A 15,166-nucleotide genomic window follows, 5' to 3' on the forward strand; every position below is an offset into this window, starting at 1 on the left:
TTCATATTATTTGGAGTAGCGTCTGTTAAACATTAATTTCCCGATCTGCGAATTTTAGTGCTTTTGTAAAGGCACTCTGGTCTTATGAAGGTCAATTGCCTAGACTGAAAGTAGAAGTTTTGGCAAGGGCAGTGATGAAGACCAACATTTCTCTTGATTCCGATGAATGGGTTTTAATCGCTAGTTAGAGTTTTACCGAAAATTCCACCCTTTGCAACTTGACAAACTGTTTTTATTGTATACACCGATATTTTAATCAATTCAGATAGGATTTGACAGCCAAGACTATCGATATTAGCCTACTATAGGCAAAATTGCATACGTTCAATGCAAAATATACACTCGCCTGAGTCAGGGATCAGATAAATAAGATTTATAGAAGCAACTCAACCGAATAATTTGACATGAAACAAGAGTGTATGCGCAAGCCACTTGAGCTTGACAAAGGGTGTGAGGCAAAAATCGACTTTGACCAAGCCTGGTGAACATACACTATATAAATAAATGTGCTTTTTTAAGCTTAATGTAGTTTATCAGTCTAAAGCTTCAATGAAATGGAATTAATGGCAGGCGATCGCGGTGTTAGCAAGCACAATTAGAAGTGGGGTTGGGGGGAGACCCCCGCACGCGGCTGCACTCACCGTCCACCCTTCGGGCGTCTACAGCAGTCCCCCTACCCTGATGGGAAGCCGAGAAAAGTGCGTCTACGCCGGAAACCGCCTTTCTGGGGGCTGCTTCACCGCAGTGGCTCCCCTTCCCGTCACGTAGACGCCGGAGGGCTTCTCGTCAGGGTGCGGTGGTTTCCTCCGAAAGCGTTGCTCCTCCACAAGGAGGCTCAGAAGTTCGGAGGAACGGGAAACAGGGAACCGCAAAAAAATATGTAATTAATTTTGTTTAGGTACTTATTGATAATCGCAAAGATAAGCAGAGTGTAAATATACATATCAACTAAGTACAAAAAGATTAGTGCCTAATTACTGAATTCTATATTTATTAGATATTTTCCCTAAACCTTCATAATAAATTTCATAAAAACATAGTTAAAAAAATAACATTAACAAAAAACATATATTGATAACTTATCTCAAGCTTAATGTAATATCTAATACTACTAATATTTTGTAGTGGTCTTGCTTTTTTGATAAGAAATCATAAACATATCTAAATAGCCTTATTTGTCAGATAATGTTGAATTTTGGTCTTGAAATTTTACAAAAACAACAAAATCTCGGTGATTTGTCTACTGTTTTCTAATTGGGCGTGCTACCAGTTTTGAAAATTCTTGGTAATGGGCAATAGATGAAAACCTATTACCCATTTAGTTTTGTCCACTACTAACTTGGTGGAGAATTGAGGATGTATTAAATGTCTAGCTCCGTGAGATCGAGTTTAGAACCATAGGTTTCAATAAATTCACGACGGGGTGCCACACGATCGCCCATCAAAATTGTGAAAATGCGATCGGCTTCGGCTGCATCTTCAATTTCCACTTGCTTGAGGGTACGGCTTTCTGGGTTCATCGTGGTTGTCCAAAGTTGTTCGGGCATCATTTCACCCAAACCTTTGAACCGCTGGATGGTATAGTTGGCGTTTTCGGGAAACTCGTGTCGAATCAGGTTATCTTTTTCGCGATCGCTATAGCAATAGTAATGACTGCGTCCTCGCTCTATTTTATAGAGGGGTGGGCAAGCGATATAGACGTAGCCTTGTTCAATTAACGCCCGTTGATAACGATAAAAGAAAGTCAACAACAAAGTGCGGATGTGGGCACCATCTACATCAGCGTCAGTCATGATCACAATTCGGTGATAGCGCAGTTGGGAAGCATCGAATTCTTCGCCTTTGACACCCAAACCCAGGGCAGTGATTAAAGACTGGATTTCATTGTTTTTATAGATTTTAGCGTCGTCAGTTTTTTCAATGTTGAGGATTTTACCGCGTAGGGGAAGGATAGCTTGGAAGCGGCGATCGCGCCCTTGTTTGGCACTTCCACCTGCGGAGTCGCCTTCCACAAGAAAAATTTCTGATTCTCTTGGATCTCTGGTACTGCAATCCGCTAATTTCCCAGGTAGTGGCGAAGATTCCAAAACTGACTTGCGGCGCACCAATTCCCGTGCGTGACGGGCAGCTTCTGCCGCTTTAAAGGCTTGGATGGCTTTATCTAAAATGGCATCGGCGATACTGGGGCGAAATTCTAGGTATTCGGTGAGAGATTCTCCCACTAACGAATCAACAATGCCGCGAACTTCGGTATTACCAAGTTTAGTTTTAGTTTGCCCTTCAAATTCGGGATCTGGAACTTTCACAGAAATGACGCCAGTCAAACCTTCGCGGACGTGTTCGCCACTGAGGTTGGGTTCATTTTCTTTAATTTTGTTACGCTTGCGGGCGATCGCATTTAGAGTGCGCGTCAGAACTGCCTTTAAACCTTCTAAGTGCGTACCGCCATCCACCGTGCGAATATTATTAGCAAAACCCAATACATTATCTGTATAGGCGTCAGTACACCACTGCAATGACACTTCGACTTGAACGTTGTTACGTTCTCCTTGGACGTAAATGATTTCTTCATGCAGTGGTTGCTTATCAGCATTCATATAAGCAATGTATTCGCGAATGCCGCCCTTATACTCGTAGGTTTCTACTTTGGGCTGATCGCTTTTTAGTAGTTGCAAGCGATAGTCAGTAAACGTAATTTTGACACCGGCATTGAGATATGCTAACTCTCGCAAACGACTTGCTAAAGTAATATAGTCAAACTCAGTGTCAGTAGTAAAGATTTGGGGATCTGGTTTGAAATTGACAGAAGTGCCGGTGCGATTCTCTTTGTAAGGTTTTGCTGTCAGTTCGGTAACGGGAACACCTCGTTCATAACGCTGGGCATAAACCTTTTTATCTCGCCAAACCTTCACTTCCACCCACTCAGATAAGGCGTTAACGACAGAAATACCAACCCCGTGCAGTCCTCCAGAAACTTTATAGCCACCGCCGCCAAACTTACCCCCAGCGTGCAGTACGGTTAATACAGTTTCCAATGCCGACTTTCCTGTTTGTGGGTGGATATCGGTAGGAATACCTCGACCATCATCTGTTACAGTAACAGAACCATCGGCGTTGAGATCCACCTCCACATGGGTACAGTATCCCGCCAAAGCCTCATCAATCGAGTTGTCCACCACCTCGTACACCAAATGGTGAAGTCCTCGCGGCCCTGTGGAACCAATATACATCCCCGGTCGTTTGCGGACGGGTTCCAGACCTTCCAGAACTTGAATCTGTTCGGCACTGTAACTGCTCGTCATGAAAATTCTCCTGATAAGTGGGGGTGAAAATCGCCTAAAGGCGAAAAAGTCTAAAACACTCCAAAATTTTAACACAAAAGCCTTATAGGCGACTTTAGACCAGTTTGACGAGAAAATCAAATAGGGGTTGCAACCCCCATGTGAAGTGGGGGTGGAAGGGGACACGGGGCAGGGGAGCAGAGGAGAACTACTAACTACTGTACGGGCGGGTTTAGAAGATAAATTATCAGCTTGAACGGCAAGATTATCCATAAAACCCGCACGGCAGTCGCTACAAGGCGCTTAACCCGCAAGGGCGCGCTGCCTCCCCTACTAACAAATGACAAATGACCAATGACTAATGACTAAATTAATTGTGATTTGTGGCGCAACGGCAACGGGTAAGTCGGGTTTAGCATTAACTATAGCAATGCAATTAGGTACTGTAATTCTGAGTGCAGATTCTCGTCAAGTATACAGAGAATTTGATATTGGCACAGCTAAACCAACCGCAGCCGAACAAAAATTAGTACCCCACTATTTGATTAATATATGCGATCCCAAAGAAACTATGACGGTAGCAGATTATCAGGAGCGGGCGCAAGCATTAATATCAGGACAAGGGGACAGGGAGACGCGGGGACAGCGAGACAATGAGAATAATTCTCTCCCCCTCTCCCCCTCTCCCCCTCCCCCCCTCCTTGTGGGTGGTACTGGCTTGTATATACGCTCGATCGCCCAAGGTATGAAAATTCCGAGGGTAGCACCTCAAAAAGATTTGCGATCGCAACTTGAATCTCTCTCCCAAGTTCAGCTTTACGCCATGCTACAACAAGTTGACTCTGTTGCAGCCCAAAAAATTCATCCCCACGATTCAGTACGAACTTTGAGAGCATTAGAAGTCTATTATGTTACTGGTCGTCCAATTTCTGAGCAACAAGGTGAAAATCCTCCCAATTATCCTATTTTGCAAATAGGTTTAGATTGTGACTCTGCTCATCTCACCCGTCGCATAGCCCAGCGTACCGAACAAATGATCGCAGATGGTTTGGTAGCTGAAGTTGAGCGTCTGTGTCAAAAATATGGTACCGACTTGCCTTTGCTCAACACTTTAGGATATCAAGAGATAAAACAATATTTGGCAGGGGATATTTCTTTGGAGAAAGCAAAAGAATTGACAGTTTTGCACACGCGCCAATTTGCTAAACGACAGCGTACTTGGTTTCGCGCTTATTCGCAAATTGAGTGGTTTGATGTAGAAAGCCCAGATTTATTAAACAAAGTGTGGCTGCGAGTTCAGGAATTTATTGCTAACTCTTAAAAAGTCGGATTGTAACTATGAATAATCAAGTAGGATGGGCATTGCCTGTCAAGTCTATCTGGTAAGCATTGAATATATTGGCGAGTAATACCACCTTACAGTAAACGGCTGTAATTAGTTAAGTATTTATAGCTTAATCTTAAATTTTTACTATGAATAATCAAGTCATATTTTTACTGTGGATTTCTGTCGGTATTAATATTTTATGTTTTTTTATTGGTGGTTTTATTTTTCTTAAAAAAGCTCGATATTACTATTTATTTTTGAAGACACTAAAATTTTTGAATCTTCAAAAAAGTCTTCATCTTGATTATCCTCCTTATTATTGGCATAAGAAGAGTCAATATGAATTATTGCCTCAAACTGAATCTGAAATTATTATGTTAGGAGATAGTATAACTGATGAAGGTGAATGGATAGAGTTATTAGGAAATATCAAGGTTAAAAACAGAGGTATTTCTGGTGATACAACAGAAAGAATATTATATCGTCTTAGTACAATTATAGCATCGCAGCCTAAACAAATATTTTTAATGATAGGTATCAATGATTTAATAAATAGTAAGAAATCAGTTATAGAAATTTTAGAAAGTTATCAGGAAATTTTACAAGAGTTTCAAGAGAAAACACCACACACAGAAATTTTTATTCAAAGTGTATTGCCTGTTCATAATAAAATTTATATATATTGGCACGACAATAAAAATATCATCAATCTTAATTTAGGCTTACAAAAGCTTGCCCAAAAATTTAACTATAAATATATAGATTTATTTTCTAAATTAATAGATTCGGAAAACCAATTGGATGTTAAATATACAGTAGATGGTCTACATCTAAATGGTCACGCATACTTAGTTTGGAAATCAGTAATTGAAAAATATTTAGCTACTTCCGAAATACAAAAAAGCTGAGAAATTATATTTGTAAAGGTATACCAATCTCATAAGCATTTCATCTTAGGATTTTCTACAGTGCATCTGGATCTATTCCCATAGCACGCAATTGTTCTGCTAATAATTGAGCGCGTTGTTCTGCAATCTCAGCGCGTTGTTTTTGCTGTTCTTTTTCTAAGCGTTCCTGTTCAGCACGTTGTTCAGCCACTTCGGCACGTTCATCCCCTGTCGGAAGAACGGTACCATCTTGATAACACCAGCGCAACCAAATATCCTGTCTGCTTTCAAATTCTCCCTGCCAGAGAGTTAACCCTAAACCAACTTGCTCTAACCAAGTTTCTGATGTTTCAAAGTACCTCGCCCCCCGAAGTTCATAAATACGTAACTGCTGCTCTCCTAACTGTCGAGTAGGATCGTAGACTACGTAGTAACTCACCCGCATTTGTTCATAAATTTTCAGTTTGCTTCCTAGTTCATCGCCTTCTCTGTTAGAGACAATTTCGATCGCAACTTCTGGGGTTTTGCCAAATTCCCAAAGCATATAGCAACGATTTTGCTTCTCCCACCAGTTCTCAGGCACTTGCACATTCAGGCTGAGGAAGACGTCTGGCATGATGGGGGATTGTTTGTAAATGTAGTAAATGCCGACATTTGCTTCAGCTAAAAAAATCTGATTTTGTAAAGAGCTGTAAAGAGAACTTACTAAAAGGCGTTGTTGTTTAGCAGAAGCAAAATTATCCACAGGCGTGTCGTCTTCAGTTACTAGCTGATTGGCATCAGGTACATAGAAATTATCATCATTGATTAGAAGTTGCTCAACCATGAGTTTATCTACCTCTTGAGAGCTTTATTTTTACGTTAGTTGATTGGAGTTAAAACGTCTGCATCTACACTATCATTTTTAAGATGACCGTCTTCCATGTAGATAATACGATCGCCTATATCTAAAATGCGGTTATCGTGCGTCACCATTAAGATAGTACAACCCTGTTCTTTTGCTAATTTGTGCATCAATTCCACTACATCTCGCCCAGATTTTTTATCTAGGGCAGCAGTCGGTTCATCTGCTAAAACGATTTTAGGATGACTTACTAAAGCACGAGCTATTGCTACGCGTTGTTTCTGTCCACCTGATAAGTTTTCGGCATAATAATTGACGCGATCGCCTAAACCAACGTGTTCTAAAATAGCTGTTGCTTTGGCATCTAAATCTTCATCTAAAATCTCTTCATGAAGTTCTAACGACATTCGGACATTTTGCTTTGCTGTCAAAAAAGTCATCAGATTATGCGCCTGAAAAATATAACCAATCTGACGGCGAATTTCTGTTAATTGTCTCTTGTTTGCTCCACACATTTGTTGCCCTAGTATCTTCAAACTACCTTCTTGTGCAGAACGTAAGCCACCCATTAAAGTTAATAATGTAGTTTTACCAGAGCCAGAAGGGCCAGTTAAAATGACAATTTCCCCTCGATAAATATCTAAGTTAATATCAATTAACACTTGCTTGCGAAGTGAGCCTTGCCCAAAATAATGATTGAGGTTTTGGATAGAAATAATTGGTTCCATATTGATTGTTAATTGTTAATTGTTGATAGCTATTAACTATTAAATAGGTGGTTTTCCTTCTGCCTCCTGTCTTGAAAATAGGGGCTAGGGGCTAGAGACTAGGGACTAGGGAAAAGAGGTTTTCACCAATTCGTTGTGCGACTTGTTTCATAACGACTGCCTTCTGCTACTTAGCCTCAAAACATATCTGCTGGATCGGCGGCTCTGAGTTTTCGCAGGGCGATCGCTCCTGAACCACTGCACATGATAATCGTCAATAGCAACACAAAAATCGCACGATTGAGTTTCATGCCAATCGGTATCAAAGTCGCAGCATAGGTGATTTGATAAAGCCCGATAGATAAAAGCACTCCAGGAATAAAGCCTAATGCCGCTAGTAATAAAGCTTCTTGCATGAGCATTGTCATAAGATAGCGATCGCTATATCCCATCGCTTTTAATGTGGCGTATTCTGGCAGGTGATCGGAAACGTCGGCATAGAGAATCTGGTAAACAATCACAATCCCAACGATAAATCCTACTGCCGCTCCCATTCCGAAGATAAAGCCAATTCCCTGATTACTCCAGTAATCTATTTCTGTTTGAGCAAATTCTTGGGGAGTCAATACTTTGACATCATTGGGCAAAGCTCTTATGAGTTGCGATCGCACAGCTTGCACGTTTGTGCCTGGCTCTAGGTTAATTAGCCCAACTTCAATTTGATTTGGCTTGCGTTCTGGAAATAATTTAAGAAAAGTAGAATCGCTGCTGATAATGTTACCGTCAGCACCAAAAGACACGCCAAGCTGAAATAACCCTACCGTTTGTACAGTTTGGCTATTTACCTCGGCTTCCACACTGCCATGCTGCTTTACTAAATCGGGGATGGGGCCGTATTCTGGTCGAGAAGCAAGATCAAATAGTACCCGATCTAGTAACTTAAGTTGCCCTAAATGTTTATTTACCTCTGGGTTATCAAATGGTGGGTTTGCCGGATCTATCCCCCACACTAAAATACTCCGGGTAATGCGAGTTTCAGGATTGCGCCATTGGGCAACGTTGATGTACAAAGGACGAACTGATTTGACGCGATCGTAAGCTAAGGTTTGCTGCAATCTCTCTCTAGGAAAGCTTTTGACAGAAATCAGAGATTGAAACTGCGGATTAATTAAAACTAAATCTGCTTGTAGATTTTGATGAGCTTGGGTTGCACTATCTAGGAGCGCATCTAGTAATCCCATTTGCACAAACATCAGCATATCCGCAAAAGCGATTCCCGCTAATGCTACTGCCAAGCGTGTTTTTTCTTTCTTTAGCTGGAGCCATGCTAGGGGTGTACGGCGAAATAGTTTACGAAGCATAATGACAGTTCTTTAAAAAGAGAAAGTAAAATTTATATCGGACGTTCGTTATGTATTAAGTTAAATTCAAATTGCTACTTGATACTTAGAGGCTCTCGTTTCATCGTCCAAATCAGAGAGCTTCCTTCGAGTAAATCAAGGGTTTTCAGCACTTCAAAACCATTTTTTTGATAAAAGCGAACAGCTTTTGGAGTAGAAGTTTCTAGATAGCAAGGTAAACGTTGACTATCTGCCTGTTGAAGAATTGGCTGTAGCAATAAACTACCAATTCCTTGCCCTTGATGGGCAGGTGAAACACCAAGAAGGTTGAGATACCAGTGTGGTTGGGGTAGATCGCCTTTATGATATTCCTCTAATACAGAGAGTATTGATATCAATCGCCCTACTTTGGATAAACCCAATTTGAAAGTTAAGGAAAATACTGTCGGCAAAAAATGAAAAATATTCAGGTGAGAATGATTTGGAGGTAACCAAGCAGCAACACCTTTGATGCTACCTACGGTTGTGTAGATATGGTTGTAAGGCAAGCTAGCAAGCAAAATTCCTTTAAATAGGCTGTTGAGGGCATTTACTTTCATGCGATCGCTTGGTGAAATCAGACAGTTTAATACCGGATCGTCATCAAATGCCTTTACTAAGATTTCACTTGCCGGATTAATTTGCGATCGCTCAAGTCGTACAAGATTAGAAGTCATCATGATTTCACCACAGCAAATCATTGAGAAATTGATAAACACGTACAAAATCAATCTTTGTCATTGCCAGCATGAAGCGTACTTTTTCTCTATCCTGTTGAATTCCATTGGAGTAAATTATTTTGCAACCAGTAATAAACAAAGTTATCCAAGGATAGGTTCTGCGGAGCAACCGAAACCAAACGAGGGAAGTTCTACAAGACTGAATTTTCATATTTTGTGAATGTGTCAGTCTAGAGCTAACTCTTGATGATGTAATAGTTTGAGTTAACTTCAAAGGAAACAATTTAAGTAGAAAAAAGCGAGTTAGATTGCTTTTCTAACTGACGCTGTCGCATGAGTAAAAATAAGGGAAGCCCAAATGAAACTCCAACTGTAAGAGTGCTAACAATATAAACCCAAAGAAATTTCATCTTTAGGCGTGTTCCTTCCCAAAACACGAACATTAACAGAACTAGAGCTGAGATAAATACATCCATGCCAAAGAAGGCAGAAATTCGATTGGCAAACAGATGTTCTAAAAACAACTTGATGTCAAAACCGTGTTCTAACAGAAATGAAATGAATTGGGAGTAAGGTAGGGTTAAACCGAGAATGCTAAGTATCAAGTAGATACCTTGAAGCATATTGACAACCTCCTTTGATAGATTGCAGATATATCAAACATTCGTTATAAATTACAGCAAAAAAACTTTACAACTCAATTGCTGTTTGCACCTGCAAGTTGGTGAGAGCAGTAACTTGCTTGCTATCTTCAGGGTTGAGGCGAATTCTCACTTCTACGACACGGCGATCCAGATTTTCTCCTGGTTGATTGCTGAAGACATTCTGTCTATTCACCTGCAAGCCAATTTGGGAAACTTTGCCACGCAATTCTCCTGAAAATGCTTGACTCGTAATTACCGCTTGCTGCCCTAGCTTAATTTTGCCGATGTCAGTTTGATAAACTTCTGCAACTACCGCCATCTGCTGAGTTTGCCCCAAATCCGCAATGCCTGCATCAGCAATTTTTTCTCCGGCTCGTGTGTGAATTTTGAGAATCTGCCCGGCGATGGGTGCGCGGATGTAAGCTTGTTCGAGGTTAGTTTGTGCTTGTTGCAGTGCCGCTTTAGCATTGTCTACTTCTGCCTGGGCTGCCTGCACATCTACCGGGCGAACTTCAGCAATTTGGTTCAGAGTCGCTCTCGCAGAGTTTAATTCTTCTTGGCGAGATGTTTGAATGCGTCTCAAGTTTGCTCTGGCTTCGGCAAGTTGTTGCTGTCGCGATGATTGGATACGTTTGAGGTTTGCTTGTGCTTCGTTGAATTGTTCCTGTGCAGTTTGTAAACTCAGGCGCTTACTATCTCTTAATGATGCTGAAAGTGCGCCCTCTTGATACAGCTTTTCGTGGCGTTGATATTCCATCGTCGCATTTCGCAATTCTGCTGCTAACCGGGCGATCGCTGCTTGTTGGGCTTGAATTTCTGTCTTTTGTTCTGCTGCTAACCGGGCGATCGCTGCTTGTTGTGCCTCTATTTCCGTTTGTCTTTCGGCTTGCAAGCGGCTAATGTTTGCCTGTTGTGCCTGAATTTCTCCAGTTTTGGCTCCAGCTTTTACCTGTGCCAATTTTGCTTGAGCCATCTTCACCTGCTCTTTTGCCTGCAATACAGCATCTTGCAAGCGTTTTTGCGAATCCAAAATTGCTACTACCTGCCCCGCTTGTACATTATCGCCCTGTTTGACGAGTATTTTAGCCACGCGATCGCCATCTAAAGCCAGAGGTGCAGACAAGCGAATTACTTCCCCTTCTGGCTCCAAACGCCCAAGAGCAGCAACTTTTTTGACTGGGGGCAGTGTTTCTGGGGTGGGAGACTCAGACTTACCTGCTAAGTCAAATTGGGAAATTCCATATAAAGCGATCGCTCCAGTAATCGCCGCAGCAGTCAATATCAAGCTAATCAGTCGCCGAGTTAAAGGTTTTGAGATAGATTGTTCAGCCATATGTCTTATTCATTTAAATTAGAAATAGACTTATTTAGGAAAATGGGGGTATATATTCTTAGTCTTCCCATTAGCAGAACTTGCTTTATCTTGAGTATTGAAATAAGCAGTTAACATTTGTGCTAGTAGTTCTCCTTGTTCGGCAAGAGAAACGGCTTCACCCTCGAACATTCGCCGATAAATAATTCCATTCAGGAAATTACAAATGAAATCAATAACTGCTTGATCTTGAATTTGCAAGTAATCCGAAAGCGCCTGCATAGTATCTTCCGAGGCTTTTCTGAGGGTTTTGTTGTTCCATATGTCAGTTCGTTGCTGCTGCTGATAGAAATCAAATCCCAGCAAAATTTGTTTGGCAAAGTAGTCTTCATTTTTGGCAAGAAAATTCATTAAGGCTTCGATGCGTTCTGGTAAAGTTTTGGCATCTCCGGCGTCAGCAATAAAATTCAAGATATCTTGCCGTGTTTGCTCTTCAACCAACTGCAAAAATAAAGCCTCTTTATTGGGAAAATAATGATACAGCGTACCAGTAGAAACATTGAGTTCCTTAGCTATCTCTCGCATGGTGATTGCGGCATAGCCTTTTTGGGCGAACAAGTCAAAGCATTTCATCAATAACTCTTTGCGGTATTGTTCATGATCGACTATTTTGGGCATTACAAAATTTATTTATATCGAACGTTAGTTATATTATGTACTAATATTACGAATTAAGCATCAGCGTCGTGGATGGTAATGTCGTTAATTTTATACTGCTCCCCACCAAACTCAAATTCCTGTAGGGTATGTGTTCGTCTTGATGACGTGCAGGCTTTCCTACAGGTTAATCCCATTGGCAAAAGAAGTGGGATGAGCTTAATTATTGTTTCTAAACGAGGCGAACCACACGCAAATCGCGTACATCAAGAGATCAGCGCTTGTTGAGACTCACCTGAAAAGTCTAGTACTGATGCAGAATTCACGGTTTAGTAAGCGCCATAAGATATTGTTAATTTCTCATCCTCAAGAGAAACTTTATAGTTTGTCTTAGATAAGATAGTGAACATGGATGTGGGAAGCGTTAACTTTATATTTGCTCAAGTCCATTTGTGATGGAGATTTTATGGTCGGGAAACCACTCATGACAGTTAGTCTCAGAGTCGATCCTGAAGCAGAGGCTGGGTTCAACGAATTTTACCACCACGTCTACATTCCCAGGTTACTTGAGGTGATACCAGAACTTATTTCAGCCCGTAGGTATGAAGAGTATGGTGTTGAAGGAAGCCTCAAGTGGTTTACTAAACAGTTTCTCACCATCTATGAGTTTGGATCTGAAGCATTAATTGATACCGGAATCAAGGCACTTAACCGAGCTGGGCGGGAGGCAGAAAAAGAAACCTGGAAGCGCTGGGGAACCAATCACCTGCATGATGTGCGTAATATTACTTATAGAGAGACTTACGCTCACGAGCGTGTATCTTGGGATGGTGCCTTCGGAAGCCGAATACTGTTCATTGTTACCGTTGAGGTAAAGCCTGAGCAGGAGCCTGAGTTCCGGAGATGGTACGAAGAAGAATATCTATCGAAGATTATGGCGGATGTGCCAACCTGGGCTGCTTGCCGGCGCTATACCAGTGTAAATGCTGTTCCAACAAGATACCTGACGATTTACGAAGCCGCTAGCCAAACGGAGCTAGAGCGTAGTTTTGCCCTGATGCGTAGTCCACATCGGTTTGGATCAAATGCAGATTGGAATAGTTGGGTAGGACGAGCTATCACCTATCAGGATGCAAGCAGTTTCCGCCCTATTTTCCGCCGCCCAGGCTAGCGTCAAGCTATGGCAACGTGTTCGGCGAACAAAGTCCTCTACACAGTACTTGCCAAAGCCGGATTATCTCCACGGGCGATCGCCCAAACAGCAGATTTGGTTGTAGATTATTTGAACGGATTTGCACTAGCTGCGAGTTCCGGGCGGTTAGGAAAGCCTGGTGAGCGACAAAATTTATTGACGCGGCTTGACGAACAACTAGAGCAATTTCCCACCCAGTCTTGGGTTTTTAGTAGTATCACACAAGAAGAGACACTAGCTGATATTAAGGTCGAACTAAATATTATCCTTAAAGGTATAGAGGCGATCGCTGTGGGATGTTAAATTAAACAGCACATCTCCAAGAAGCTTGGGTGTAAGAAAAATATTCTTCATACACCCCTACTACCGCTACAAGCAATCAGAATATCTTCTTGCAACTATAAAAATTACCTATGCTTACCCAAGATAAAAAACAACGTAACTGGCAACCCGTCATTAAAGAATTCGAGGCTGTACTTGGCAAAAATGGTGTAGTACAACGTCGTGAGGAACTCATCACCTATGAATGCGACGGATTAACCAGCTATCGCCAGCGCCCAGCAGTGGTGGTATTACCCAGAACGACAGAACAAGTGGCGGCGGTAGTAAAGATATGCAATAAATACTCTGTTCCCTTCATTGCTCGCGGTTCTGGTACTGGTTTATCGGGTGGAGCTTTGCCGATTGAAAATAGCGTTTTGATTGTTACTTCTTTGATGCGGCAAATACTAAACATAGATTTAGAAAATCAGCGTGTAATTGTTCAACCAGGGGTGATTAATAGTTGGGTAACTCAAACAGTAAGTGGTGCCGGATTTTACTACGCTCCTGACCCTTCCAGTCAAATTATCTGCTCTGTTGGTGGTAATGTTGCCGAAAACTCTGGGGGAGTGCATTGTTTGAAGTATGGTGTTACGACAAACCACGTTTTGGGATTAAAAATAGTCACTCCTGAAGGTGAAATTCTAGATTTGGGCGCAGAGATTCCCGAAATGCCTGGTTATGATTTAACGGGTATTTTTGTAGGTTCGGAAGGAACCTTAGGTATTGCCACAGAAATTACGCTGCGAATTCTCAAAAGTGCAGAATCAATCTGTGTTTTACTAGCAGATTTTACAAATATTGAAGCAGCAGGAGCGAGTGTTTCTGACATCATCAGCGCGGGAATTATTCCTGGTGGGATGGAAATCATGGATAACCTCAGCATCAACGCCGTGGAAGATGTCACAGCCTTAAATTGTTATCCTCGCGATGCCGTGGCAATTCTTTTAGTAGAAATTGATGGTTTGGAAGTGGAAGTTGCAGCAAATAAGCAAAGAGTAGCAGAGATTTGTAAACAAAATGGTGCGCGTAACATCACATCTGCGAAAGATCCAGAACAACGGCTGAAATTGTGGAAAGGACGTAAAGCAGCTTTTGCCGCTGCCGGACATTTAAGTCCAGATTATTATGTACAAGATGGAGTAATTCCTCGTACTCAGTTGCCTTATGTACTACAAGAAATTGAGGCATTAAGTCAGAAATATGGTTATCGCATCGCCAATGTGTTTCACGCTGGCGATGGCAACCTTCACCCGTTAGTTCTTTATGATAATTCTGTTCCGGGTGCATTAGAAACAGTAGAAGAATTAGGTGGAGAAATTCTCAAGTTGTGTGTGAAAGTTGGTGGCAGTATTTCTGGTGAGCATGGCATTGGTGCAGATAAAAAATGCTATATGCCAGAGATGTTTACCACTGCGGATTTAGAAACAATGCAATGGGTACGGCAAGTTTTCAATCCCAAGGGTTTAGCTAATCCCGAAAAGATTTTCCCGACTCCGCGCACTTGTGGGGAAGCCGCAAGAGCTATGGGTGAGACTACCAAGAAGTTTGAAGCTATGGAAGGAGTGGAGCGTTTTTAATCGAAAGAGGGGTATGGGGTGTAGGGAAAGAAACCTTTTTGATGCTTGGTGATGAAATGTTTTCTTTGAATTGCTTTCTCTAGCATCTAAAGGTAATTGCTTTACTGCACCTAGTTCTGTACTCTAAGAAAAGTAGCCTACTTTTCCTTGAAGCTGCACTCCGGACATCTACGCATCTACACGATAGTGGTGACAATTTCTACGTTTAATTCCTTGACTGGGAATGCTATGTAGGAAAACAGTCTCACATCAACTCTTTAGTGTCCTAAATTCATTCAAATTATGAAGATTTATAAATTTTATCTACGTTATCAGATTTTTATAATTTTTTGTGCAAAGATTTTAGGAAAATATT

The 15,166-nt window shown here is 41.5% G+C and carries 14 protein-coding genes; 5 read left to right on the forward strand and 9 right to left on the reverse strand.

The features are described 5' to 3' along the window. Positions 1–1,361: 1,361 nt before the first annotated feature. Positions 1,362–3,302 carry a DNA topoisomerase (ATP-hydrolyzing) subunit B gene (gene gyrB, locus UYC_RS0115775; protein ID WP_016872641.1) on the reverse strand — a complete coding sequence of 647 codons (1,941 nt, stop codon included), beginning with the start codon at positions 3,300–3,302 and terminating at the stop codon, positions 1,362–1,364. A 340-nt stretch (positions 3,303–3,642) separates the two neighbouring features. Here gyrB and miaA point away from each other — a divergent pair, with 340 nt between their 5' ends. Together miaA and UYC_RS0115785 are read left to right on the forward strand one after the other, a co-directional pair. Further along, positions 3,643–4,602, forward strand: a complete 960-nt coding sequence (gene miaA, locus UYC_RS0115780; RefSeq protein WP_016872640.1) for a tRNA (adenosine(37)-N6)-dimethylallyltransferase MiaA — start codon at positions 3,643–3,645, stop codon at positions 4,600–4,602. Between the two features lie 152 nt (positions 4,603–4,754). Further along, on the forward strand, positions 4,755–5,516 hold the full coding sequence (locus tag UYC_RS0115785) for a GDSL-type esterase/lipase family protein (protein ID WP_016872639.1): 762 nt from the start codon (positions 4,755–4,757) through the stop codon (positions 5,514–5,516). A 55-nt stretch (positions 5,517–5,571) separates the two neighbouring features. On the opposite strand, the gene UYC_RS0115790 is transcribed toward UYC_RS0115785, so the two are convergent. The 8 genes from UYC_RS0115790 to UYC_RS0115825 form a co-directional block, all read right to left on the reverse strand. After that, a complete protein-coding gene (locus UYC_RS0115790) occupies positions 5,572–6,321 on the reverse strand; it encodes a Uma2 family endonuclease (RefSeq protein WP_016872638.1) in 750 nt (249 codons plus the stop codon). A gap of 35 nt (positions 6,322–6,356) precedes the next feature. Beyond that, complete coding sequence (locus UYC_RS0115795) at positions 6,357–7,067, reverse strand: DevA family ABC transporter ATP-binding protein (RefSeq protein ID WP_016872637.1); 711 nt, start codon at positions 7,065–7,067, stop codon at positions 6,357–6,359. Between the two features lie 176 nt (positions 7,068–7,243). After that, positions 7,244–8,407 carry an ABC transporter permease DevC gene (gene devC / locus UYC_RS0115800; RefSeq protein ID WP_016872636.1) on the reverse strand — a complete coding sequence of 388 codons (1,164 nt, stop codon included), beginning with the start codon at positions 8,405–8,407 and terminating at the stop codon, positions 7,244–7,246. Between the two features lie 74 nt (positions 8,408–8,481). Then, positions 8,482–9,105 (reverse strand): GNAT family N-acetyltransferase, encoded by a 624-nt coding sequence (locus tag UYC_RS0115805; protein ID WP_235082854.1) that lies wholly within the window; start codon positions 9,103–9,105, stop codon positions 8,482–8,484. A gap of 4 nt (positions 9,106–9,109) precedes the next feature. Continuing rightward, positions 9,110–9,316 (reverse strand): hypothetical protein, encoded by a 207-nt coding sequence (locus UYC_RS0115810; RefSeq protein ID WP_016872634.1) that lies wholly within the window; start codon positions 9,314–9,316, stop codon positions 9,110–9,112. A gap of 73 nt (positions 9,317–9,389) precedes the next feature. Beyond that, positions 9,390–9,728 carry a DUF2834 domain-containing protein gene (locus UYC_RS0115815; RefSeq protein ID WP_016872633.1) on the reverse strand — a complete coding sequence of 113 codons (339 nt, stop codon included), beginning with the start codon at positions 9,726–9,728 and terminating at the stop codon, positions 9,390–9,392. Positions 9,729–9,795: 67 nt separating this feature from the next. After that, complete coding sequence (locus tag UYC_RS0115820; protein WP_016872632.1) at positions 9,796–11,082, reverse strand: ABC exporter membrane fusion protein; 1,287 nt, start codon at positions 11,080–11,082, stop codon at positions 9,796–9,798. Positions 11,083–11,112: 30 nt separating this feature from the next. Further along, complete coding sequence (locus UYC_RS0115825) at positions 11,113–11,739, reverse strand: TetR/AcrR family transcriptional regulator (protein ID WP_016872631.1); 627 nt, start codon at positions 11,737–11,739, stop codon at positions 11,113–11,115. A 445-nt stretch (positions 11,740–12,184) separates the two neighbouring features. Here UYC_RS0115825 and UYC_RS0115830 point away from each other — a divergent pair, with 445 nt between their 5' ends. The 3 genes from UYC_RS0115830 (at position 12,185) to glcD (ending at position 14,811) form a co-directional block, all read left to right on the forward strand. Then, entirely contained in the window at positions 12,185–12,889 is a 705-nt protein-coding gene (locus UYC_RS0115830) for a DUF4286 family protein (RefSeq protein ID WP_026087310.1), read from the forward strand. Positions 12,890–12,898: 9 nt separating this feature from the next. Continuing rightward, entirely contained in the window at positions 12,899–13,213 is a 315-nt protein-coding gene (locus UYC_RS0115835; protein WP_016872629.1) for a TetR/AcrR family transcriptional regulator C-terminal domain-containing protein, read from the forward strand. A gap of 110 nt (positions 13,214–13,323) precedes the next feature. Further along, entirely contained in the window at positions 13,324–14,811 is a 1,488-nt protein-coding gene (gene glcD, locus UYC_RS0115840) for a glycolate oxidase subunit GlcD (protein ID WP_016872628.1), read from the forward strand. Positions 14,812–15,166 lie beyond the last annotated feature (355 nt).

Origin of the sequence: Chlorogloeopsis fritschii PCC 6912 (assembly GCF_000317285.1) — a bacterium.
In the GTDB taxonomy this organism is placed as follows: domain Bacteria; phylum Cyanobacteriota; class Cyanobacteriia; order Cyanobacteriales; family Nostocaceae; genus Chlorogloeopsis; species Chlorogloeopsis fritschii.